The organism is Flavobacterium sp. GQ95, assembly GCF_059758655.1.
The window spans coordinates 15269-40707 of sequence record NZ_JCAXEB010000007.1 but is presented as its reverse complement, the minus strand read 5'-3'; the positions used below and the strand labels follow the sequence as shown (position 1 = coordinate 40707).

General features: G+C 31.2%; 17 protein-coding genes. 11 read left to right on the top strand and 6 right to left on the bottom strand.

Annotated features, from left to right (window positions below; all coding sequences use genetic code 11):
- The first annotated feature begins 348 nt into the window (after nucleotides 1-348).
- Entirely contained in the window at nucleotides 349-2718 is a 2370-nt protein-coding gene (locus AC6CH4_RS14380) for a lantibiotic dehydratase family protein (protein WP_498104058.1), read from the top strand.
- Between the two features lie 50 nt (nucleotides 2719-2768).
- Here AC6CH4_RS14380 and AC6CH4_RS14375 read toward each other — a convergent pair whose 3' ends face one another.
- From AC6CH4_RS14375 to AC6CH4_RS14360, 4 genes are all read right to left on the bottom strand, one after another.
- The gene (locus AC6CH4_RS14375; protein ID WP_498104056.1) at nucleotides 2769-4949 is read right to left on the bottom strand and encodes a prolyl oligopeptidase family serine peptidase; all 2181 of its coding nucleotides are present in this window, start codon (nucleotides 4947-4949) and stop codon (nucleotides 2769-2771) included.
- Nucleotides 4950-4992: 43 nt separating this feature from the next.
- Nucleotides 4993-5142 (bottom strand): hypothetical protein, encoded by a 150-nt coding sequence (locus tag AC6CH4_RS14370; RefSeq protein ID WP_498104054.1) that lies wholly within the window; start codon nucleotides 5140-5142, stop codon nucleotides 4993-4995.
- 137 nt (nucleotides 5143-5279) lie between these two features.
- Complete coding sequence (locus AC6CH4_RS14365; RefSeq protein ID WP_498104052.1) at nucleotides 5280-6962, bottom strand: helix-turn-helix domain-containing protein; 1683 nt, start codon at nucleotides 6960-6962, stop codon at nucleotides 5280-5282.
- Nucleotides 6959-7822: a thiopeptide-type bacteriocin biosynthesis protein gene (locus AC6CH4_RS14360; RefSeq protein ID WP_498104050.1), complete on the bottom strand. Its 864-nt coding sequence runs from the start codon at nucleotides 7820-7822 to the stop codon at nucleotides 6959-6961. Before AC6CH4_RS14360 ends, AC6CH4_RS14365 begins: the two co-directional genes overlap by 4 nt.
- Nucleotides 7823-9061: 1239 nt before the next feature.
- Here AC6CH4_RS14360 and AC6CH4_RS14355 point away from each other — a divergent pair.
- The 3 genes from AC6CH4_RS14355 (at nucleotide 9062) to AC6CH4_RS14345 (ending at nucleotide 14749) form a co-directional block, all read left to right on the top strand.
- Nucleotides 9062-11860, top strand: a complete 2799-nt coding sequence (locus tag AC6CH4_RS14355) for an outer membrane beta-barrel family protein (protein ID WP_498104048.1) — start codon at nucleotides 9062-9064, stop codon at nucleotides 11858-11860.
- A gap of 4 nt (nucleotides 11861-11864) precedes the next feature.
- Nucleotides 11865-12647 (top strand): GLPGLI family protein, encoded by a 783-nt coding sequence (locus AC6CH4_RS14350; protein WP_498104046.1) that lies wholly within the window; start codon nucleotides 11865-11867, stop codon nucleotides 12645-12647.
- 635 nt (nucleotides 12648-13282) lie between these two features.
- Nucleotides 13283-14749, top strand: a complete 1467-nt coding sequence (locus AC6CH4_RS14345) for a WG repeat-containing protein (RefSeq protein ID WP_498104044.1) — start codon at nucleotides 13283-13285, stop codon at nucleotides 14747-14749.
- A 78-nt stretch (nucleotides 14750-14827) separates the two neighbouring features.
- Here the strand turns inward: AC6CH4_RS14345 and AC6CH4_RS14340 are convergent, their stop codons facing one another.
- Nucleotides 14828-15694, bottom strand: coding sequence for an alpha/beta fold hydrolase (locus tag AC6CH4_RS14340; RefSeq protein ID WP_498104042.1), 867 nt, complete (start codon nucleotides 15692-15694; stop codon nucleotides 14828-14830).
- 302 nt (nucleotides 15695-15996) lie between these two features.
- On the opposite strand from AC6CH4_RS14340, the gene AC6CH4_RS14335 reads away from it, so the two are divergent.
- From AC6CH4_RS14335 to AC6CH4_RS14315, 5 genes are read left to right on the top strand one after another with little or no spacing between them, the layout of a single operon-like run.
- Nucleotides 15997-17028, top strand: a complete 1032-nt coding sequence (locus tag AC6CH4_RS14335; protein ID WP_498104040.1) for a sterol desaturase family protein — start codon at nucleotides 15997-15999, stop codon at nucleotides 17026-17028.
- Nucleotides 16950-17246 carry a hypothetical protein gene (locus AC6CH4_RS14330; protein WP_498104038.1) on the top strand — a complete coding sequence of 99 codons (297 nt, stop codon included), beginning with the start codon at nucleotides 16950-16952 and terminating at the stop codon, nucleotides 17244-17246. Before AC6CH4_RS14335 ends, AC6CH4_RS14330 begins: the two co-directional genes overlap by 79 nt.
- A 25-nt stretch (nucleotides 17247-17271) precedes the next feature.
- Entirely contained in the window at nucleotides 17272-17877 is a 606-nt protein-coding gene (locus AC6CH4_RS14325; protein ID WP_498104036.1) for an RNA polymerase sigma-70 factor, read from the top strand.
- Nucleotides 17874-18857: a FecR family protein gene (locus tag AC6CH4_RS14320; RefSeq protein ID WP_498104034.1), complete on the top strand. Its 984-nt coding sequence runs from the start codon at nucleotides 17874-17876 to the stop codon at nucleotides 18855-18857. The genes AC6CH4_RS14325 and AC6CH4_RS14320 overlap by 4 nt, the downstream gene beginning before the upstream one ends.
- Before the next feature lie 12 nt (nucleotides 18858-18869).
- Nucleotides 18870-20633: an STN and carboxypeptidase regulatory-like domain-containing protein gene (locus tag AC6CH4_RS14315; RefSeq protein ID WP_498104032.1), complete on the top strand. Its 1764-nt coding sequence runs from the start codon at nucleotides 18870-18872 to the stop codon at nucleotides 20631-20633.
- A gap of 76 nt (nucleotides 20634-20709) precedes the next feature.
- On the opposite strand, the gene AC6CH4_RS14310 is transcribed toward AC6CH4_RS14315, so the two are convergent.
- A complete protein-coding gene (locus tag AC6CH4_RS14310) occupies nucleotides 20710-21732 on the bottom strand; it encodes an LLM class flavin-dependent oxidoreductase (protein WP_498104030.1) in 1023 nt (340 codons plus the stop codon).
- 228 nt (nucleotides 21733-21960) lie between these two features.
- Here AC6CH4_RS14310 and AC6CH4_RS14305 point away from each other — a divergent pair, with 228 nt between their 5' ends.
- Together AC6CH4_RS14305 and AC6CH4_RS14300 are read left to right on the top strand one after the other, a co-directional pair.
- A complete protein-coding gene (locus tag AC6CH4_RS14305; RefSeq protein WP_498104028.1) occupies nucleotides 21961-24339 on the top strand; it encodes a tetratricopeptide repeat protein in 2379 nt (792 codons plus the stop codon).
- A 343-nt stretch (nucleotides 24340-24682) separates the two neighbouring features.
- Nucleotides 24683-25435 carry a carbonic anhydrase family protein gene (locus tag AC6CH4_RS14300; protein WP_498104026.1) on the top strand — a complete coding sequence of 251 codons (753 nt, stop codon included), beginning with the start codon at nucleotides 24683-24685 and terminating at the stop codon, nucleotides 25433-25435.
- Nucleotides 25436-25439: the final 4 nt, after the last annotated feature.

Sequence of the window (25439 nt, the reverse complement as noted above, 5' to 3'; positions counted from 1 at the left end):
TTGCAAGCAGTTTATTTAGATACATTATCTTTCACAATTGGCCACTTGCAAAATAGTATGTAATTAAATCTAATTTTTATTCTAGCTGTTAACTTCATTCAGTTAGATTTACTTTTAAAAATTAAATAAATCGCTGACATTTTTTATTGATGTATTGATTTTATTTTGTCAAAACTAAGTGAGTGAAGCATCAAAATCAAACAATGCTATTCTAGATTCATAAATATCGAGTCTTCTAATTTATAAAAACCGACTCAAAACGACATAACGATCTGTTTAACAAGCAAGTACTAAAAAAATGATTTAGTATATTTCGACGCTTTTTTTTTAAAAAAAACAAGTTCAATAATGAAAATTAAATCTATTTTTATTTATCACGTTATTCTTACACTACCATTAAATGAATATATGCATAAGACCAAAATAAATTTTAGCTTTTTTTCAAATTTTATTGTTCGAACTCCATCATTTTCAATCAATTTTTATAATAAACTGACAAATGAATTAAACAATCAAGATACCCTTATTACGCAAATACTAAACGACAATTATGTTAAAGAAGCGATATTTTTAGCATCTCCCGAATTATATGATGAAGTCCAAAAATGGGTATTGATGAATAATTACCCTAATGATAAAATCAATAAACTAAAAATTGCGCTATTAAAATATTTTATAAGAATGTCAACAAGATGCACGCCTTTTGGTCTTTTCTCTGCGTGCGGTTCTGGGAAATTTGGCAATAATTCCATCTTTAATTTTAATAATGGTCAAAAGTTAAATGGTGGCAATAGTATATTTTATCGAAAAACACGTTTTGATATGCAATTCCTTAATAATTTGGAAGGGGAATTAAGCGCTATTATTAAAAATGAACTGCTTTTTTATCCTAATTCTACGATTTATAAAATTGGTGATTTTTATAGATACATTCAATACCATTTGGCTAGTAATCAACGTAAATATACTCTTGAAGCATTACAAAGGACTCATTATTTAGATTTAGTGATTAACAAGGCTTCTTCTGGTCTAACTAAAAATGATTTGGCATCTCTCTTAATTTGTGATCAAATAAAAAAAGACAAAGCAATTCAATTTATAGAAGAATTAATTTCTCATCAGATATTAGTTAGTGAAATAGAACTAACATTGACTGGTGATGATTTTTTAAATAAGTTAATTAACCTATTGGATGATTCACTTAATTCTAAAGAGTTTTATTTGAAGAAAACAACAAAAGCAAAATTACAGCCTTACAAAACCGATGAAAATGACAAATTCAGGAATTTAAAAAAAATAATAACAGAATTGTTAGAAATCGATAGAATCGAAAATCCCTTTTTTGCTTATAATAAAATCACCCAAGCTATAAAAGATAATAAGATACCCTATGATGAAAAATATTTGTTTCAAACAGATTTGTTTCATAATTCTAATGATTTTCAATTAGATAATACTTATGCATATGACATACTTAAAACGGTTAAATTTTTAAACAAGATCTTTGAAAAACCTAAAAAAACATTATTAGAAGATTTTAAAAATGCATTTATCAAACGTTATGAACGAGAAGCTATACCATTAGTTAAAGCACTTGATTTTGAAACTGGAATTTGTTATGGACAGCAAAATAGAAATTTTGACATCACTCCATTGTTAGACACTTTAAATATCAAACAGTGGAAAAATGAATGTGAGTCAACGGACTTAAGTGAAATAGAAAAAATTCTCCATAATAAATTACAGCACGCTCGCTTAGAAAATAAAAAAGAAATAGAACTCATTTATAACGACTTCGAATCTATTGACTTTTCTCATGAAAATCTGCCATGTACTTTTTCATGTGTTTTTGAAATTGTTCAGGAAAATGAAAAAGAGTGGATTACTATCCAAAGTATTGGAGGATCTAGCGCAGCAAATTTAGCAGCAAGATTCTGTTATGGAAATGAAGGTATCAATAATTTTGCAGATGAAATCACAACATATGAATCGGATCATTACAAAGATAAAATTGTTGCTGAAATAGTGCATTTACCAGAAACAAGGACGGGAAATATACTGCGAAGGCCAAGTTTCAGATCTTATGAAATACCATATTTAGGAAAATCCAGTTTAAATCCTTCTAAACAAATTTCTATTGATGATATTTTGTTAAAAATGGATTCTGACCGTTTAATTTTATGGAGTAAAAAATATGATAAAGAAATTATTCCGCGTTTAACAAATGCACATAATTATTCAAATAATGCTCTGCCAATCTATCATTTTTTATGTGACATGCAGTTTGAAAACTGCAAACCTTCAATAAATTTTAATTGGGGTAATTTGGAAAAACTTTTTGATTATCTACCTAGAGTTACTATTGGTAATTGTATTTTATCTAAAGCAAAATGGATATTTACAAAAGAGGGGCATCCTGATTTTTTTAAAAAGTTAAATCAAAATCATTCAGTATATGACAAAGAAATTTTCAACTTTGTTTCAGATGATCTTACTTTCTGCAATGAATCTTTGCCTCAATATATTTCGTTGATAGAAGGAGATAATACTTTAATTATAAATATGGCAAACAATACCTGTGTTGAAATACTTGTAAAAGCTGTAAAAAATAAATCCGCATTTGTTTTAGAAGAGCACTTATTTCCTTCAAAAACATTGGTTACTAATAAGAATGATTATTTTGCTAATCAATTTATTATTGGATTGAAATGGGATTGAAAAAATCAATTTATTCAGGGGGGGTGCTTTTATATATTGTAAACTTAAAACTAATCAGGCTTTTTTAAAAGCTTGAATTTTGGATGTCCCATCTGCCATAAAGCAAAAGCAAATCCATCTGCAAAGTCATTATAGAGTTGTAGATCAGTACTATCCATCCCGTGTCCTGTATTATAATTTACCGCAAAAAGAATAGGATTATTGGATCCAGTCGATGCTTTTAGTCTCGCTACAAATTTTCCTGAAATCCATGGAGCAACGCGGGCATCATTCATACCTGCAGAAATTAAACAGGCAGGATATTTAATTCCTTTCTTTAAGTGCTGATAAGAATCCATTTCGTAAAGTGCATCAAATTCTTGTTTTATATCTGGATTGCCAAACTCCTTCATACTGTTTTGCCCGTTTGCAATTTCTTTAATTCTTGAAGTATTTAACATACCATTATCACACAACATTACTTTAAATAAGTCAGGTCTTTCGGTTATTGCTCTACCAACTAGAATTCCTCCTGCACTTCCTCCTGATATTGCAATTCGATCATTACTGGTAATTTTTTCTTCAATTAGATATTCAGCTGTCGTAATTAAATCTTTCCAAGAGTTAGGCTTAGTGGATTTACAACCTTCTTTGTGCCAATTATCACCTTTCTCTCCACCTCCTCTGACATGACTCACAACATAAACACCATCATTTAGTACCCAAGAAAGATTTATCGGCTCAAATATTGGAGTAAGAGAAGTGCCATACGCACCATACCCTTCAATGAGAATATTGTTTAATCTATTCTTCTGGAGTTCCTTTTTATAAATTAAAGATACAGGAATCGAAACTCCATCCTCTGAAGGAATTTCAATTTCTTCAACAACAAAATTTTTATACTCTGGATAAGCAATTACTGGAGATAAAGGAGCATCTATGAATTCATTTTTCAAAACATCATAACGATATCTTTGTTTTGGATTAATCCAGCCACTACAACTTATCCACAATTCTGATTGAAATTTATTCTTGACCTGCATAGTTATTCTTCCTGCTTTGATGGGAAGCTCTATCTTTTTAGTTTTATTATCAGAGATAAAATATAAATTCGCTTCAACTCCATTTTTTGTAGTGCTGTAAAACAATCCATCCTTTGAAATAACAAAATCATCAATTGTTTCTTTTTTATTTTCGGGTACAACTACAGTTGCATTTATAATATCAAAGTTTGTAATATTGGATTTAATGATACTGAAATTTGATGCATTTTTAGAAGATAGGCAAAATAGTTCTTGGTTAATAAGGATTTGATCTTTTATATAATTTTCTTTCTTAAATAATGGTTTCCAGTCTATTTTATTACTACTTAATTCTTCAATTTTTGCATAATAACAATCATAATAATTGGAAGCTCCTCCTAAAAAGCCTAATATATATTTATCTTGCTGATTGAATTCACAAATAATTGGAAAATCTTCAGATTTTATATCGATTGTAGGATTACTATTTTTTGAAAATATAATTTTATGATTTATTGGGTTATCACCCAACTTATAAACTACTGATTCTGTATTCAATATATAATTTACATCATTTGAATCAATAACTGGAATATGTTGGTAAATAATTCCTGAATTATCTGGAAGCCATTTTATTCCTCTCAATTCAGCTGGCCAAGCATTTGGAATAATTTCCGGCAGGATTGATTTTGTATCAATATTTAAAAATGCAATCTCTCCAATTTCTTCCCCATTCTTAGACAAACCCAAAGCAATTACTTTATGATCCCATGAAGGCTTTATGTAATTTATAACATATTGGTCTTTGTGCCCAAATTTATAATCTGACGGATCATAAAGCATTATTTCAGGGCCATTTTCAGATCTTTTAAAATATAATTTCCCAACATCTTTCTCTGTTGTTTTTAAATAAAAATAACAATTATCATTAGTTATATTTAATAATGTCACGCTATAAGATTTCCTGTTGTCAATTTCAACTAGTTTTTCAACTATCTCTCTTCTGCCAGATATATTGTCTAAAACATTGCGTGTTGCTACACTATTTTCTCTAAACCATTTTTGAACTAAGGAATCATTAAATTTTTCCACATAACGATATGGATCCTTAATTGTTTTCCCAAAAATGTTTTCAGCAAATTGTTTCTCTGGAAGAGCAACATTCTGTGCATTTAAAAAATTTGCAACAAAGAAAAATTTGATAAGTTGAAAAAATCTAACCTTTGACATTATATATAATTTAATGATAATTGTTAAAAACAAAAAGTGTTGATTATCTTTTTTTACCAGGGTCAGCCGTTATAACTCCACCATCCTCAGGAGGAGCATACCCTCCAGTAACATTTTTTAGATTTTTTAATTCAGCTACTCTAAATTTACTAAGGGACAATTTCTCACTTGTTTCGATTTTTTTTTTCTTCATGACTTTATTGATTTAAAATTAATTATTACAAATATAGAACAGAGCTTATTTAAAGAAAAAAAGACTTATTCTAGATTTATAAATCTAGAGCAACATGACATACAAATAGTGCCATTACAATTAGTTACAAAAAGAAATTATTTGGTTTCTATAATTTTTTTTATAAAAAAAGAGGGCTGAAGTCCTGTATTATTATAAAATGCCTTTGCAAAAGATTCAGTATTACTGAATCCAACCTCTTGGGCTATTGCCTTAATTGTATATTTGCAAAATTTCCTTTCAGTCCTTAGTCTTTTTACCGCGTAAGCAATCCGTAGATCATTTATATATTGGCTAAAATTTTTGTTCTTATGTTGATTTATAACTTTTGACAGATAACTGTTATTGGTTTCAAATCTTGTACTTAAATCACTCAATTTTAAATTGAGTTCTAGATAACCTTGCTCTTTTTCAAAGGTTATTAATTTTTGCAATATTTCTTTGGATACCGATGCTGGCAAATCAAAAGATTTAACATGGTCATTTTTTACAAAATTAATATTCAAATCATAGTCACTTTCTATTTGACGATCACTTATTAAAATTTTAAAACGCGCTTCTGCAAATTCCTTCTGTTTCCGCATTTTATATAAATAAAACAATGTCAAAAGTAGCATAGTAAAAATAACAATTCCAATGGCCATATAGGTCTTTTTTTCGTTCTTTATTTTTGAAATAACATCTTCTTTTTGTTTCAGTAAATGCGGTATATTGTAAACCTGATGCATATTTTCAGATAAAATCACATTATTCTTATTAAGTTTTTCATCAATTTCAATCAGGCGATTTAAAAAGTATAATTGCATATCATGATCTTGCTGTCTCTTTGAGATTGCAATTAGGTTCAAGTAATTTTTTCTTAACAAAGAAGTAAACTCTGTTGTAGTTAATAAGATGGAATCAACTTTTTCGAAGTACACTTTTGATTTAAGATCATCTTTTTTCTCTCGTAAGATATTTTCTCCTTTGTAATAATATCCTACTGCTAAATTTATTTTATCATCTTCTAAAAGATCTATTGATTTATCCAATAAATTGTTACTTAGTACGTATTGCTTCTTTAAATGATATGACACTCCCTTATTAAGCATGAAATATTTATAATAATAATCATCTTTATGCATGCTTTTTAAAAAAAGGTCAGTATAATATAATGCTTTATCAGGTTTATTTAAACGATTATAAATATTCGACAATATCCATGCGGAATAAATATAATATGGCGAATTGCTTTTTTTATTTTTATAATAATTATAATTCTCTAATATCAATGGTAATGCTTCTTCAGGCTTATCCAATTCAATTTTTATTAAACCTATCTGTTGATTTATGAATATTTGTTGTTCGGTATTTCCCGACCTATTAGAGTATTTCTCTGCATTAATAATATTATCTAATGCTTTATTGAAATGACCATTTGTAAAAAAGATTATACTTCTTAATATATAGGCTCTCGCAGGATAAACTAAATTATTTTTATGTTTAGTTAATGCAATAATTGAATCTGTGAAAGTAAATAAAGAATCTTCACTAGAAATATATGCAAGCATGTACATCCCATTTAGCTTTATCATTTCATCATTTTGCAGCTTTGATTTTTTATAATATGTTTTTGCATAAATAGAATGTTTCTTAGTATCCAATAATGAATTATCAAAACCAGCTTGTAAAGTTTTAAAATTCATTTCCTTCAATGAATCAGGAATAGCAAAAAATGTCTTTTTTTGAGAAAAAAGATTTGTCGTAATCATCAATAGAAAAAATAAAAAAGAATTTTTCATTTTTGGAAGATGGCTCTTTTATAATACTGGTTCATGAAAAAGTAGCACAACATTTCATACTGCCTCTGTTTAGATCTAAATGTTCTATTAATATTCATATGAATAAGGGATCTAATTAGTTCTATTTTATTATGTTTTCTTATTTTATCCAAAATTATTTTTACTATTTCTATTTCTTCGTGTTCCATTTTAACGATTCCAACAAGTCCATTTAAATAAGCAGGATCCTGCCCATCTTTAAGAAGGGCTGAAATATCATTTTTATAATTCAAATATAATTGCGACATCCTTTTTGCATTATCTTTATCTATATTATATTCTGATTTAAATTGAAAATAGGTAGCCTCGATAAAAGATTGACATTGATCTAATGTAATTTCAAAGGTTTTAAATAATTCATCCATCATAAAAAGTGATGCAAATATTCGAGTTATTTCATCATATTCTTGATTTCTTGCACCATCAATAAGTGCAACTGTTTTCTTGCTATGGCAATGAAATAGTTTTTCTACTTCAATAATAGTACTTTCACCATACCGCTCTATTTCTCTTTTATATGTTGCTACAATAACATCATATGCAATGTGTTTTTCAATCAATTTAATGAAATAAGAATTTGTCAGACGTAGTATTTTTTGAATGTTTTTACAATTAGTTAAGTGAAAACGGATTCGTAAATGATTCTCTGGATCATTATATCTTGTATAAAACCAATAATCAATTAGCTTTTTCCTAAACAGCTTATTGACAATTAATTGTATTTCTGTACTTAAAACATAGTCAGCTGAATAATTACCACAATATAATTTAAGATAAAGCCATTCTTCACCAATAATAAAAGTTCTTTTTATTTCCTTCACCTTAGCTTGTTTAACAGTATGACTAGATCTATTACTGTAACAGATCCTTAAATTCTTGACTATAATTTTTTTTATCCCTTAAGGATAATACACATAAAAAAACCGTCGAATCAATTTTGACGGCTCCTTGGTAATATTTCTTATATTTTTTGATAACTATTTCAAAAATTTATAATTTCAATCGTAGATGCATTAAATACAGCAAAAATGGCCATATATTTTTGTACCTTAAAGAAGTTTACTACGTAGATATACACGTGTGCTTAGTTTATTTCTAGTTCATTTATTTATAATTATTTACATGATAAAAACACGCAATTTGAGTATTTATTTTGGAACTTCATTATTAATAAAATGTAATTAAAAAGAAAGGTTAAAAAAACATGAATCTTTGTTTTTTTTAATGTCATAAAGAATAAATTATATTAGCTATTATACTTATTTTATTTTTTTTATTACTCATTATTATTTAACAGATGTCTATTACAAAAATTGAATATAAAAAAGACTAAACAAGTAAAAAAAAGACTTTTAAACAGAACAATAAGACTAATATTTATATTACCAAGCAAATTCAATAATAATTAAAAATACTTGGTTATTCTATGAACTTAGCTAATCTTGTCACAAACCATAATAAAAGTTTCCTTTAATATAATATTGCCGTTTGCAGGAATACTCAATAAAAGCTCTAAATCTTGAGTAAAAAAGTTCGACATTTGTTCGGGCGGGGCTACTAGTAAAAATTAAAAGCCTGAGAAATCCAGATTTCTTAGGCTTTTTTGTGATTCGGAAAATCTTGTTTCATTTCAGTTAGTTACATTTCTATTTTGTAAAAACACCTAATCTGAAACACTACCCAAAAAGTTAAGGCGATTTTCTAAAAATATTTCATGAATCTAAGTTTTGTGAAAGTAAAGTCTTTTTTAATATTATAGTATTTTTATTTACATTTGAACTATATTCACATTTAACTATTATAGTAACGATTACTAATTAAAATCGTTAAAATTTACACCGCTAACAACCAAAACCTCGCAAAAAAATTATGAATTTCATAAAACCAAGTCACTATACTTCTGCAAACCTGTATAAAAAAGTGCTATTTCAATTTCTATTATAGAATCTACAATCTTCTTACTCAAAAAACAAATCACACAACAAGTGCAATTTATTTCTATTTCTCAAAAAATAGAATAGAACTATAATGCCTTTTTTTCAAAAAACCACACCCAATTAATGAGACAAACAATTCTATTCTTATGTTGCTTTCTTTTTTTATCAAATACTTTACAGGCACAAAAATCAGGCACAGTTAAAGGATATCTAACAGATACCATAAACAATTCTACTTTAACAAATGCATCAGTCTCTTTGTTAAGAGCTCAAGATTCCATTTTACTAAAATTTACCCGAGCCAAAGAAAATGGTTATTTTGAGTTGAATAATATTAAAGCCGGTAAATTTATTATACTGGTTTCTTATCCCAAATATGCTGATTTTGTAGATCAATTTTCTGTTGATTCCACAAAGTTAATCAAAGATTATGGTAAAATTAATTTGGCTGATAAAGGAAGATTACTATCCGAAATAATTATAAAAGGCAATAGAGCCGCCATGAAAATCAAAGGAGATACGTTAGAATTTGATCCAAAAGCATTTAAAATAGAACCTAATGCAAAAGTGGAAGATCTGATAAAACAATTCCCAGGAATACAAATTGATAAGGATGGAAAAATTACCGCTCAAGGCGAAACTGTAACCAAAGTTTTGGTTGATGGTGAAGAATTTTTTGGTGATGATCCCACTTTAGTTACAAAAAATCTACGTGCGGACATGGTTGATAAAGTACAATTGTACGACAAAAAAAGTGATCAAGCCGCTTTTACAGGAATTGATGATGGTCAGAAAACCAAAACTCTAAATGTTAAACTTAAAGAAGACAAAAAAAATGGTCATTTCGGGAAAGTAGAACTCGGAGGAGGAACTGATAATTTTTACAAAGGTCAAGCCATGTTTAATAAGTTTTGGGATAAGAAAAAATTAGCAGCTTATGGCATTTTAGGCAACACAGGACAAGTTGGATTAGGATGGGGAGATAAAGATAAATATGGCCAAAGCGGTTATCAAGTAAGTGATGACGGCGGTATTAATTTTTCAAACAATGGAAATGATGAATTTGAAAGTTGGGATGGACAATTTAATGGTGAAGGAATTCCAGTAGCTCAAACTGGCGGAATACATTTTGACAATAAATGGAACAACGATAAAGAATCTATCAATGTAAATTATAAAATTGGCGATATCAAACTTTCAGGAAATCGCAATGATATTAACCAGCAAAATTTAAGTTCCAGCAGCATTTATAATACTTCAGACAAAAATTTTGAGAAAAACATGACTAAAAATAAACTTGATCTGGCTTATGAAATTAAAATTGATACTACTTTAACTTTAAAATTAAATGTAGATGGATTATTTAAAAATAGTAATTCAAGTGAAGCAGAAATGCGAAAAGGTACTGACGAACAAGGTAACCAATTGAATAATTTGAAACAGACAACTACAAACGATGTTGATGATAAAATATTTAATATAAATACTTTATTAACCAAAAGACTTAAAAAAACGGGCCGAACATTATCTCTTAATTTAAGCCAATCAAGTACAGATAGCAAAAGTGATGGTTATTTAAATTCCAGAGCTGAATTTTTTACAACATCCGTAATTAGTCCAGATAGTACCAAAGTAGTCGATCAAAACAAAGTCAATAATATTAGCAATACAGCTTTTAAATCAAATTTAATCTATACCGAACCGTTATCCAAAAGTCTATCTGTAATTCTTAATTATGGCTTCAATATAAGTAACGGAAAAGCTGATCGTAAGTCTTTTAATCAATCTCCAAATGGCGATTATAATGTTTTGGATTCCATCTTTAGTAATAATTATGAATTAGACCAAACGATAAACCAACTTGGAGCGATTTTTAATTACAAAAAAAATAAAACTGTTTTTTCTTTTGGTTCTAAATTTAGTGGTGTAAACTTTAAACAATATGATGTTTATACAGATAGTTCTTTTAAGCAAAAATTTGTCAACTACATGCCTCAGATAAACTATCAATATAATTTTAAACAAAGAGAATCACTGCGTTTGTCGTATAACGGAAACACCGATCAGCCAACATTAGAACAAATACAACCGATACGAAATAATCAAAACCAATTAAATACGATTTTGGGTAATCCAAATTTAGATCCTTCTTTTAGAAATAATTTTAGAGGAAGTTATTATTCGTATAAAGTACTTAGCAATCAATATTTTTCGGTTAATGGATCGTATAATTTTACGCTAAATCCAATAATAAGTAATGTGGTTACAAATGATAGAGGGGAAAGTATTTCTCAATTTGTAAACCTAAAAAACAAAGTTACAACAAGTTATTATTTGAATAGTAATTTTGGCAAAACAATCAAAGCCATAGACATGAGAGCAGGAATTGGTTTAAGCGCCAACAAAAATTTAAACTATAATTACATCAATACAAAACTGAATCAAACTAAAAATTCAATTTATTCCTTTAATTTAAACTTATCAAAGAATAAAGAAAAAAAATATAATTTTAATACTAGCTTCGGACCTACTTACAACGTTGCTAATGCAAGCATCAATGAAAATAGTGATAGTAATGGTTGGGGTTTTAATGGAGATTTCTGGACCAGTATACAACTACCTTTCAAACTAGAAATTAGCACAGATGGTAATTATCAATATAATGGAAAAACGCAAGTGATTCAGGAAACTTTTGAACGTTTTATTTGGAATGCATCTATCACCAAAAAATTCTTAAAATCAGATAATTTAAAAGTTTCTATAACGGGAAGAGATCTTTTGAACCAAAATGTAGGATTTAATCGTTCTGCATTCAATGGAAATATCAACCAAAGTACTTATACGACTATCCAAAGATATTTTATGTTCTCTGTAAGCTGGGATTTCAGCAAAATGGGCGGAGGAGAAATTAAACAAAACTAAAACCATGAAAACAATAATAAATCGCATCTTAATTTTAATAATTGTATTGACAAGCTGCAATACTTTTGCACAAAATGATCACTTTGTACAAAATGGCGTAATCGAATTTGAGAAAAAATCGAATATGTATGCTTTGATTACAAAAAAAATAAAAGGAGAAACTAATAGTTATTATCAAGCTGCTTTTGAAAGTTATAAAAAAACCAATCCACAATTTAAAACTACAAAAAGCATTCTCAGTTTTTCAAAAAACAAGAGTATATACAAATGGGATGAAACAAATCAATCAGCAAGCAACAGTTGGATTGCTGACGATGCAATGGCTAATTTAAAAAATGTTATCGCCACAGATCTAGATACCCAAACCAGCATTACCCAAAAAAACGTTTATGACGATTTATATTTAGTTAAAGACAGTTTACGTAAAATTGACTGGAAAATTACCGATGAAACCAGAGAAATTGCCGGCTATGAATGCCGCAGAGCAAATGCTATAGTTCTCGATTCTGTTTATGTTGTTGCCTATTACACTATTCAAATTCCATTTGCCGGTGGCCCTGAATCTTTTACAGGATTACCCGGAACAATTTTAGGCTTGGCCCTGCCACATGAAAATATGACATGGTTTGCTACAAAAGTTACAGAAATTCCAGTTTCTGACAAAGATTTAGCTCCACCAATTAAAGGTAAACCTACTGACAATAAAGGACTAAACAAAATACTTTTGGATGCTTTGAAAGACTGGGGAAAATGGGCAAAAAAAACATTACAAGCCTATTCCCTGTAACAAGCTATTGGAACTTATTTCTTATACAAAACTAATCTAAATGATTCCTGAGATTTCCGGAATATATCAATGGAGCCAGTAATAGTATAGAAGTCACAGAATTGCATTTATCAAAATAAATATAAATGGAAGGGATACCTTTGCCACAAAAAGTTAAGGCTGTTTATTTTATGTTTTTATCAAAAAGAATTATTTAAATTTGATTTCAAACTAGAACTATAGTACTCATTTAAAACAAATTGTCATAATTATAAATTGATGTTTTTAATTTCGTGGCAACATCGTGGCGCACTAGGTAGAAAAAAAATAAAATGCAGGAAATATGCGGGTTTCAAGCTTAAGGTTCGAATCCTGCTCTCCCTACAAAAGGGTAAAAGAAGTGAAAAAGGTAAATTTATCAAACTTTTCAAAAACCCATGAAAAACGTGGTAAAACCTGCAAATCCTAAGATTCGCAGGTTTTTTTGCATTTAAAGCAGTTTTCAAAATTTGTAAAAACACTCAAAAGTTTTGTGGCAAAATCGTGGCAGATTTGGGTGTCAGCAAAAACCCGTTTACTATTACCTAATATTACCATCAATTTTTTTTCTACATTTATGGGAAATATATGATAATTTTCTAGTAACGCTTCTCTATATGAAATATACCGTACTACTTCTATTACTCGCATTTTATACCGCCGCTTTTGGGCAAAAAGAGAAAAAATATTTAGCTCATGTCAGTCTTGACGGCAAACATGGGTTTATTGATGCCTCAGGACATGAGGTGATTCCGCTTATTTATGATGCAGTCGGTTCATGGAGTAATAACCTTGTACCTGTAAATATTGGAAAATACACACCTGAAGTTGGATTACCTGTCGTAGCTCCGGGTCCTGCCGGAGTAGAAATTAACAATACTACCGAACCTAAGATTGTTTTGATAGATATAAAAGATAAAAAAGGTAAATGGGGCTATTGCGATATTTCGGGTAAAATAGTAATTCCACTTCAATATACAAACACAACTTTCTTTGACGAAGGAATGGCCGGGGTAGAAATCAATGGTAAATGGGGTTTTATAAATACTCAGGGAGAAATAGTTGTTCAGCCAATATATGATACTATTGGATCTTTTTCGCAGGGTCGTGCCATAGTAGCAAAAAATAATTTATATGGCTATGTCGATTTAAAAGGTGAAGAAGTAATTAAAGTTCAATACACCGGAGCTGATACTTTTACAAACGGGTATGCACTGGTCTTCGAAAAATATGCTTCCAAAAACAATAACAAAACAAATATTGGCAGGCTCATAAATCTAAAAGGAGAAATTGTTACCGATGCTAAATACGACATAGATCTTGTTTTTTCGAATGGCTTGGCAACCTATTCGTTAGCTGATACAAAATATGAAGGTAACTTTATACTTGGACTTATAAATACGAAGGGACAAATTGTGACACAGCCAATTTATAGAGAAATTTTAGACTTTAGCGACGGTCTCGCCAGAGTTATGGTTTACAAACTCGATAAAGTTTACAATGAGTATAATCCAAATTTTGGTTTTATAGACATTACAGGAAAAGAAATCATAAAGCCTGTTTATGCCAAGGCAGAGCCTTTTAGTTATGGAAAGACTGTAATAGCGAGATTTGATGACAAAGAAGATGGAAATCTGGACCATGCTCTGATTAACACCAAAGGCGTATTTGTACTCGGATTTAATTGGTGGCAATTAACCCTTTTGGACAATAATTATCTTTTGGCAAGCATTAAAAACAAATATGAAACAATAATGATAAATACTCAGGGAAAAAAGATTATGTCTTTTGAAGATAAGGGAATTGTCGCCTTGGGTAATGATTTGTATGTCATAACAAATATAAATGATGAGCCAATAGCTTTTATTGGTTCTCAGGAAAAAATACCTTTTGATTTTAGCCAAAACAAAAATAGAAAATTCACATCGTATCAATTTGGTCTTATCCACTTTCATAATTTCAGCCGCAATTACGAAGATTCCCGTACTATAAAACAAGGGCTTATGAATTTAAAAGGCAAGGTAGTTATTGAACCAAAATATGATGACATATCAGATTTTGTTCCAACGGGAAGTATTGAATAAAAAATATAGCCCTTTCAACTTAACAGATTCAGCTGAATACAATTACATTGTGTACAAAGCCAGGTTTTTTTGTATCATTTATCTATTTGTCATAAATGATCTAATAAGATTTAGCACTTCATCAAAATTTGTTTCTAATGCCATGTGCCCACCTTCTAAAATATGAGTTTTAGCTTTATATAAATCTTTTTTATAGCAATATGCTTCCGCAACATCAAAGTAGACATCATATTTACCCCAAATAATAAGCGCGGGCGGTTGATATTTGCGAAAATATTCCTGAAAACCCGGGAACATTTCAAAATTTGTTTCATAAGTGCAGTTTAGTTTATACTGCATATTTAGGTTTCCTGGTCTGCTCATTCGTTCCCAGTCTATAATCCAGGATTCAGGACTGATGTTTTGGTGTAATCTTTCAGGTACGCCCAAAAAATATTGTGCCTTAGTTCCTTCTTCACTCAAAAACGCATACAACTTCTTTTTCTTTTCCTTGGAAGGCTTTTTCCAATAATCTTTCATTTCGTCCCACTGAGGCCCCAAACCTTCATAATAGTTATTGCCATTTTGAATAATTATTGCATCAATTTTATCAGGGTTTTTCAAACAGATTCGCATACCGATATAACTTCCATAATCATGAAGATAGATCGTGAAGGATTTAAGATTGATTGCTTTCGTGAATTTATCGATATGAAAAGCAATATTTTCAAACGAATATTCAAAGTCTTTAATAGAAGGAAAATCACTGAAACCAAAACCTGGATAGTCAGGTGCGACAAGATGAAATTTGTCGGAAAGTGCAGTCATTAGGTTTTTAAACATTATTGAAGAGGTCGGAAATCCATGTAACAAAAGAATTGTTGGATTTTCCCTATTACCGGCTTCCCTGTAAAAAATATTTACTCCATCGACTTTTACTGTTTTATTATTAATCTGTCTATCCATACTTTCAATTTTAAGGTATTTGGCGTCAACATTTCGGCGCTGGGTGACTTTTCAACTTCAGAATCGATTATTTTCTATTAAAGATAAAAATTTCCTGCGAAACGTAAATATGATGTTACTAAAAATTCGCAAGCTCACCAAGCCATTTTTAGACTCAGTCTATTTATCAAATAAATCGTAAAAGGGCATAGGGGTAAAATGTAATTCAATTGTATTAGTACTATAAACAACAAAGTGGAATTACATCATTCCTTCTTTACAATCAACATTCAAATTACATAATTCAATCAAAAAAAATCATCATGATCAAAATCATCAATTACTTATTTATTAAGCTGACCCTCTTTGGTGCACAGCCCATTGCACTCGAAAGAATTCATGAAGTCGAGAAAAGTGCTCCAAACTTAATTGTTTATGCACTGCCCATTGTATTACTTTTTACCGTATTAGAATTTGTGATTTTTCATTTCTTAGAACGAAAAGAATATGATAGAAAAGAAACTCTGGGATCTGTACTAATTGGTTTAGGGAATTTAACCGTTAACTTAGTAATGAAAACAGGATTACTTTATGCCGTAGTCGAAATTTATAATATACTGCCCTATCGCATGGAATTTAATTGGTGGAGCTTAATTCCGTGTTTTATATTGTATGATTTTAGTTCTTACTGGACACACCGAATTTCTCACTATTGCCGTTTTTTCTGGGCAACTCATGTCGTGCATCATTCTGCTGAACATTACAATCTTACCGTAAGTTTTAGGCAAAGCTGGTTTCAGTATGCTAAAATTGTCTTTTTTATTCCGTTAATTTTTGCCGGTTTTCATCCCGCGATATTTTTTATTGCAAACCAGCTGAGTGTTTTGTATCAATTTTGGGTACATACCGAAGCTATTGGAAAACTGCATCCCCTTATTGAAAAATATTTTGGAACCCCTTCAAATCATCGTGTACATCACGGAAGTCAGGAAAAATACCTGGATAAAAATTTTGGTGCGGCCTTCATGATTTGGGACCACTTATTTGGTTCCTTCCAATACGAAGAAGAAAAACCGCGTTATGGAATTACCAATTCACTTAAAAGCAAACTCAATCCGCTATACCTCAACATACATGAATTTCAGGATATTATTAAGGATGTAAAAAAAGCAAAAGGTTTTCGAAAAAAGATGTATTACATTTTTGCCAGTCCGGATGTTATTGATAAAAATAAATTAAAAAAAGAAACTGTTCAATCTATTAAATATCCTGTATTATGCCAACAAGTCAAGAAAAACAGCAACAATTTCAACAGCAGCTTTTCAAATACTTTACCCGAAAAGATAATTGTGTAAAAACCATAGAAAATAAAATTATTATTACCGAAGGAACAGATAAAGGATTGTCTTTTACTTATCTCTCAGATCAGAGCTGTATTATTCATTGTTATGAATTTAGCCTGAACACTGACCTCGATATCGACACTACGATTGATCCTTTTATTCAGTTATTGGCCAATCATAATATCGTACACGATCAGCAAAGTCCTTCTTACAATTACTCAAAAAAATAATATTGAATATAAAAAGTATATATCTTTGATTGAATGTCAAAACGTATTAGTGGAGTATAGTAATATAGACCCTGTCAGTTCTATAAAGAACGGAAACGAAGCTGCTTTTGAAAAGGTTTTTAAAACGTATTTTAGAAACCTTCATGCTTTTGCCTATACTTTTATGAAAGATGATGTCATTGCCGAAGAGATTGTACAAAATGTATTTTTTAGGATCTGGGAAAAAAAAGAGCAGCTGCAAATTGATGATTCATTAAAAGCTTATCTCTACAGGTCGGTTCATAATGAAAGTCTCAATCACCTCAAACACCTAAAAATAAAAAACTCTTTTCAACTGCAGTATTCAGGTAATATGGAATCCTCAAATCAAGATGCATCAAACCAAATGATTGCAACTGAACTCGAAAACGATATTCAAAAAGCAATCAGCGAATTGCCGCCGCAATGCCGTACCATTTTTCAGATGAGTCGTTTTGAACAGCTCAAATATCAGCAAATTGCCGATCAATTGAATATTTCTATAAAAACAGTCGAAAACCAAATGGGCAAAGCCCTTAAAGTATTACGATTAAGACTGGTTGAGTATCTTCCTTTCCTATTGCAGTTATTATATTTAATCCGAAGATCATGAGCCAAAACAATATGAATATGAACGATGATTTACTAGTGAAATACCTGGTTGGCGAAACTGATGCAGACGAAAATGCAGCAGTAGAGAATTGGCTTAAAGCCGATGAAAAAAATCTAAACTACTACAATGATTTTAAAAAAATATGGGAAGACAGCCTTTTAATTGTGGCCAAAAATAAAACCATAAATGAAGATGCGGCCTGGAAACGGCTGCAAAATCGCATTCATGAAAAAGAGGTTCGGGTAATAACTCCTAAAAAATCTTCCGGCTATTGGCTGCGTATTGCGGCCTCGATTCTCTTAATTAGCACTTTAGGATGGCTTAGTTATTCTTATTTCGAAAACAAATCGGCTAACACATTAATTCATATATACGCATCAAACACTACACTAAATGATACTTTACCAGATGGTACCACAGTTACTTTAAATAAAAAATCATCTTTATCTTATACCAGCACGTTTAAGGGCAGCACCAGGCCAGTTACTTTAAAAGGTGAAGCTTTTTTTAGTGTTTCTCCAGACAAAACAAAACCTTTTATCATTACAATTAATGATGTTACGATACAAGTCGTAGGAACTTCTTTTAATGTGAAAAATAAAAATGGAAAAACAACCGTAGATGTTGAAACCGGAATTGTAAAAGTGAGTAAAAATAAAGATCAGGTAGAATTAAGACATGGTGAAAAAGTAATCATTGCCGATCAAAAATCGGAATTATTAAAAAGCATCAGCAAAGGCAGATTGTATAATTATTATCGTAACAAGGAATTAGTTTGTGATGAGACACCGTTACAGGAATTAGTTGCGGCACTCAACGAAATATACAATGCCAATATCATCATTAAAAATCCTTCTTTAAAAGAAAAACCATTAACAACTGTATTTAAAGAGCAATCATTAGATCAGGTTTTAGAAGTAATTCACGAAACTTTCAGGATTGAAATTGAACGTAAAAACAACCAAATTCTATTAGAATAATCCCTTTTTTATATGCCCATCCATTCAAAATTTACTTTTGTTCAAGTTTTATTTTTATTTATTTCAAGTACTTTTTTTAGCGCTCATGCCCAATCTGTCTTAGATACCGAAATATCAATAGATGCAGATAAAAAACCATTGGGACATATTTTAGATTTAATGGAGCAAAAAGGAAACTTTAGATTTGCTTATTACAGTAAACTAGTCGTAAAAGATAGTGCCGTTACCATTCATTCTAAGCAATCTACGATAAAAGATGTTTTAGATCAGTTACTAGGCAATAAGTACGAGTATAGAGAATCAAAGGGTTTCATTATTCTGCGTTATGCTCCTTTGGAACTCGCACTTGTGCTTGAAAAAAACAGCGTTGTGAGCGAACATCAGGTTGTAAATGGTTACATTATGGATGTACAAACCAATAAACGGATTGAAAACGCGAGTGTCTACGAAAAGAATTCCTTGCAGTCAACTTTAACAGATAAGGAAGGTTTTTTTGAACTTCGGCTTAAAAATGTATCCGAAACCATTGAACTGACTGTTGTAAAAGAAAACTACAAAAGCATTACCACAATTTTTCTTTCTGAAGTTAAAATTCAAATGGGTTCCAGAAAATCAAACTCAGATTATGTCGATGGTGATTTCTCAGCCGTTGAACGAACAGGAATTGGCCGTTTCTTTATTTCCTCCAAACAAAAAATACAATCACTCAACCTTGGAGGATTTATTTCTGAAGTTCCTGTACAAGCTTCTTTAATTCCGGGTTTAAGCACGCGCGGCATGATGAATTCACAACTAAACAGTAGTTTCTCTTTAAACTTATTAGGAGGATATACCGGCGGAGTTAGCGGTTTAGAAATGGCTGGTCTATACAATATAAATCGTATGAATGTCAATGCATTACAAATGGCCGGTATATTCAACATCGTGGGAGGGTCTGTAAATGGGGTTCAGTTAGCCGGAATTTATAACAATGTATTTGGCGATCTGAATGGACTGCAAATGAGCGGTATTCATAATAGTGTGAAGGGCTCGCAAAATGGTTTACAGATCACTGGTATTTATAACAGTGTACAAAAAAATTCTAAAGGCATGCAAATGGCCAGTATTCTTAATACTGTAAAGGGTTCTCAAAACGGATTGCAGATTTCAGCTATTTATAATGCAGGAAACGAAACCGTGCACGGTGCCCAAATAACAGGAATCTTAAATTATGCCAAAGAACTACATGGAATCCAGTTTGGATTAATCAATATTACCGATTCGCCATCTGGATACAGCTTTGGATTATTAAATTTCAAAAAGAATGGATATCAAAAGATTAGTATCACAAGTAATGAAATTTCCGATCTGAATCTTGCTGTAAAAACCGGAGATAATAAACTCTATACTATTTTGATGGCAGGAAGAAGTGAACGAAATAACGAAGAAAAACTATTTTCTTTTGGTGTCGGATTAGGCAAGAATATCCTTTTAGGAAAACGTTTTACTTATAACCCTGAAATCAGTACGCAATATCTTTATTTAGGAAATTGGGACCGCTATAACTTTTTATATAAATTCGATTCTCCTTTTACCTTTCGCATTTTCAAAGGTATTACAGTATCTGCCGGACCTTCTTTCAATATCTATTCATCTGAAACAAGAGATAAAAGCACTCCGGATAATAACACCTCAACTTTTGTTCAGGATCGAACCAAACGCTACAATGTAATGAAAGATAACAGCAAAGGCTTAACTGGATGGGTTGGGTGGAGTTTTGGGCTAACTCTTTTTTAAAGTCTAATTTCGTATGTAAAAAGCCCCTGTTTTTTAAAAAAAACAGGGGCTTCATTGCATTTTATTGTGAAAAAAATTAACGCCAGCCCAGCTCTGGAGCAATATATTTTAGTATAGCTGACAGTATATGTACATTGTAGTCAACTCCCAATGTGTTAGGTATAGTCAGCAGTAGTGTGTCGGCTTCCTGAATAGCTTCATCCTGTGCCAGCTCTTTTATGAGTTTATCCGGCTCAGCTGCATAACTTTTTCCGAATATTGCCCTTTTATCTCTTTCTATATTACCAAAACTATCTGCTCCCCTACCTTGATCTCCAAAGTAGTATTTGTCCTGATCATTGACCAGTGCAAAAATAGAACGGCTAACTGAAACCCGTGCTTCGTGTTTATGTCCAGCTTTTTTCCAGGCTTCCTTATATAACCTTATCTGTTCAGCTTGCTGGATATGGAAAGGTTTACCATTTTCGTCATACTTCAGGGTAGAACTTTGCAGATGCATTCCATTTTCAGCTGCCCAAACAGCAGTAGCATTTGATGCCGCACCCCACCAAATCCTTTCTCGCAATCCTTCTGAATGTGGCTCCAGACGCAACAAGCCCGGCGGATTTGGAAACATGGGATATGGGTTTGGCTCCGCAAATCCCTCACCTTTTAGCTTATCCAAAAATTCCAAAGCTTTTTTGCGTCCCATATCGGCATCTGTTTCACCTTCCATAGGTTCATAACCGAAATCGCGCCAGCCGTCGATGACCTGTTCCGGCGATCCCCTGCTGATTCCTAACTGTAAACGTCCTCCTGAAATTAAGTCCGCAGCACCGGCATCTTCTACCATATACAGAGGGTTCTCATATCTCATATCGATTACCCCTGTCCCAATCTCTATTTTGCTCGTTTTAGCACCAATGGCAGAAAGTAAAGGAAAAGGTGATGCAAGCTGTGTTGCAAAATGATGGACACGGAAATAAGCGCCATCCAAACCAATTTCCTCTGCAGCAACAGCCAGATCGATGGACTGAAGTAGTGTATCGCCAGCCGTACGAGTTTGATAGGAAGGATGATTGGCCCAATGCCCAAACGATAAAAATCCTATTTTCTTCATAGATAGCATTATTATTAGTTATAATTCCAAATTTACGCATCATTATTGAGTAAGTCTACAATCTTTGCATAGAAAGTGATTATCATTTCCTGTGTAAACCTCGCAAAACTAATCGAGCCTAATTAAGGAATCTATTTACCTATCCGTTAATTTTATTTTAATCCAGATTTTGTTTTTGCCTTTTTACTTATTTATTTGTATTTTTTCTACCTAATAAAATACATATCAATGAAAAAGTTTTCAAACGAACTTAACCATATCATAGAATTATACAACACCCTTGATTTTTCAAATGAAGATGATTTGTTGCCCTCTATTGAAAACAAAAACACCTGCGAAAATATTCTGGCAATAATTCAATCAATATTAAATAAAGAGCCAAATCATTCTGAAGCATTATTATGGCGTATCAGAATAAATAATAACCCCGTTTTTGATAATATATCTGCCATACAAGATGATTGCAGTCTTATACTAAATACGAGTAGCGATATAACCGGCAGACTTCAGGCATATGATTGGTTGATTTTTATTTACCTGGAAAAATTATCGCTAAATGATCTTGCTATTGAAACCCTGCAGGATAAACTAATTGATATAGGCTGCATAAAAGATAACTGCTCTTTACAAGACCATGCCTTTGGCGATACTTATTACCAATTGGCTTGTCTCTATCAGGAAAAAGGAGATGAAACCGAAGCGATAGATTATTATCTCAAATCGTTTAAACATGCACCAAAAATGACATCCAGAAATTTTGATGGTGGGTTGCTTTTGCTTGAATTAGAAAGATTTGACGAGGCAGAACAATTATTGTCAGAGCATTTTGAATTAGCGGAACCTATTGAATGTAAAGACTATGCAGAAAAGATAGAGATATTATTTAACGAAGGAAAATTAAATAAACATTGGAATTTGTTTAATTTATTTTATCCCACAGCATTTGATATGCCGACAGAATTTGGATATAAAAACCGTAATGAATTTGTGGAGAAATATTTGCCCTTTATTATTAAGGAAACTGAAAAAAATCCAACAAATGCTATAGCCTGGAGGATGTTAAGTAATAACTATTACTTTAATGATAAGAATGCAAAAAAAGGTTTCGATAACTTGACCAAATATTATGAAATAGTTCAGCAGGTAAAAGATTCAGCGATTGAAAGATATTATGATACTGCTGAAAACTTAAATATTGATTTACGAAGTATCGATTTTCCAATTTATCCCGATGGTGCAATTTGCTATCATATACTAACTACTTATCTGGAAAAAGGCAATGAGGCACAGGGTATAAACGATCATTTTTCGGCCCAGATGTATTATGAAACAGCAAAAAAATATGGCTTAGCCGGCTATCAGGCATTTGATACTTACTTTAATAGTGATAAGGGGTTATCGATTAACAATGATCCACACACTTTTGCAATGCTTTGCAATAATTTGGGTATTGTAATTAAACAAGTATCATGGTATCAGCATAAAAGCTATCTTAATGAGGAGTGCAAATTTGCTTCAGAAATACATTGGCAAGGTTACCAGATTTCTCCTTTTTGGGAAAACTTAGAAAATGGAATGGAAATTTCATGGAGAAACGAAAATGCCCTGGATCTTGAGAAATTCTCTCTGGAAGTACTTTCCAATTTCGATTATTACAAAAATATACTGGAAGCTGAAAAATGGTATCAGGTGATGTTTTACCTTATAACTGCTTATCGTCAATTGGAAAAGTATGAACAGGCAAAAGAAATTTATGAGCGCACCATCCAAAAATTTGAAGAAAGCAGAGATGAACATAAAACAATAGTAAGTATAGTTCTGGATACAGCTATTGTATACTTCAATTTTTTGATGGCTATAGGTCTGCACGATCAAAGCATAAGCTATGTAAGTAATTTATTTAGTAATCCGACTTATCAAAAAATACAAAGCGAAAAAGCAGAGATTTTTAATTACTATTTTATGGCTCATGCTCACTTGGGTCTAAATGATAAAAATGAAGCTCAAAAGTATTTTAAACTAATTACCGGGAAATTTGCAAACACGCAGTTAAGTTATATACGCGATGTAGTTAACGATGCTAAAAGTAATTTGAATATTATAAATGCAGGACAAAACTTCGATGAAATAATTGTTTCGCTCTATAGAACTGAACCTGCGAGACTTTTTGATTATCCTTTAAAAGCAAAAGAAGAAAACGCTAAATATTTAAAGCAGATTTTAAATTTAGTAACCAACCATGAAATGCCTTCGTCGTCTGCATGGGTGGAGAAAGATATGTATATTGGTTTTGAGTTTAGAGAAAAACGAACTGAAACAGAGGAAATTTACGATTCGTTTTTTTACATCCATTTAAAATCTGAAGACTTGGGTATAAGGTATGAACTTGTAGAATGGGAAGATGTAGAAAGTGGATTTTTAGGTTTATCAAAAAAAATAGTGCAGCGCAGTACTTTTTATGTTTCTTTCTATACAGATTATAACTCGAATATATCGGATACACGAACGGAATTTGAAATGGCATCAGAATACCTGCAGCAAAAGGCTCAATATTTATGGAAAGAATGGATAAATAAACTACATTATTATGAAGTCAGTCCTAAATAGGTTTCATGAAGGTATAGAAGAGTTTTGGATCACTTTAGACAGACCGTTGACCAAATGAAAATCTTCTATAAAATTAAAGGAAACTAAAAACAAAACCAGTAATTTTGATGCAATTACTGTTCGCTATATAATACTTCTTTTTTGGCAAAAAAAGAACGTTGCAAACAAAGGAAGACGAATTTTGGAGCAAATAATACAGTTAAGATAAATTTTTAAATTCAAGAGGCTGTTTCCGGGTAGGGAAACAACCTCTTTTCTTGTTTAATATAACCATTCAAAGAATAATAAACGGAAATGCCGAACACCGTTTTACAAAGTAGGCAGATTTAATTAAATAAAAGAAATGGACAATCAACTTAAATCAGTCGTAATGCTGTGCACAGCAATACTATTGGTTTCTTGTAACAACGGAACAAAAACAGAAAAATCAAATTCAATTTCTACTCCAAGAGAAGATTTAAAGCCTGTAGTTTCTCATGTAATGACCAAAGAAGAGCAAACCAGACTTACACCTGATGCTATCTTACAGGAATTTATAGAAGGAAACAAACGTTTTCAAAGTGGTACCACTACAGTGCGCGACCATAGTAAACAAGCCAGAAAATCAGCACCGGGACAGTTTCCAAAAGCAGTTGTATTAAGTTGTGTAGACAGCCGTGTACCAGTCGAGGATGTGTTTGACCAGGGTCTTGGAGATATTTTTGTGGGACGAGTAGCAGGAAATTTTGTAAACGAAGATTTATTAGGCAGTATGGAATTTGCTTGTAAGGTGTCAGGCGCAAAATTGGTTTTAGTAATGGGACATCAGCACTGCGGAGCTATAAAAGGTGCAATTGATGATGTAAAATTGGGCAATATTACAGCCATGCTTTCAAAAATAAAACCTGCTGTAGCAATGAGCCAGGATTTTATAGGTAAAAAACTTTCGAAAAATGATGACTTTGTAAAATACGTTTCCGAAAACAATGTACACTATGCTATTAGTCAAATCCGTGAAAAGAGTCCTATTCTTAAAGAGATGGAAGATAAAGGTGAGATAAAAATTGTAGGTGTCTTTTATAATTTAACAGACGGAACACTTGAATTTTTAAAATAATGAA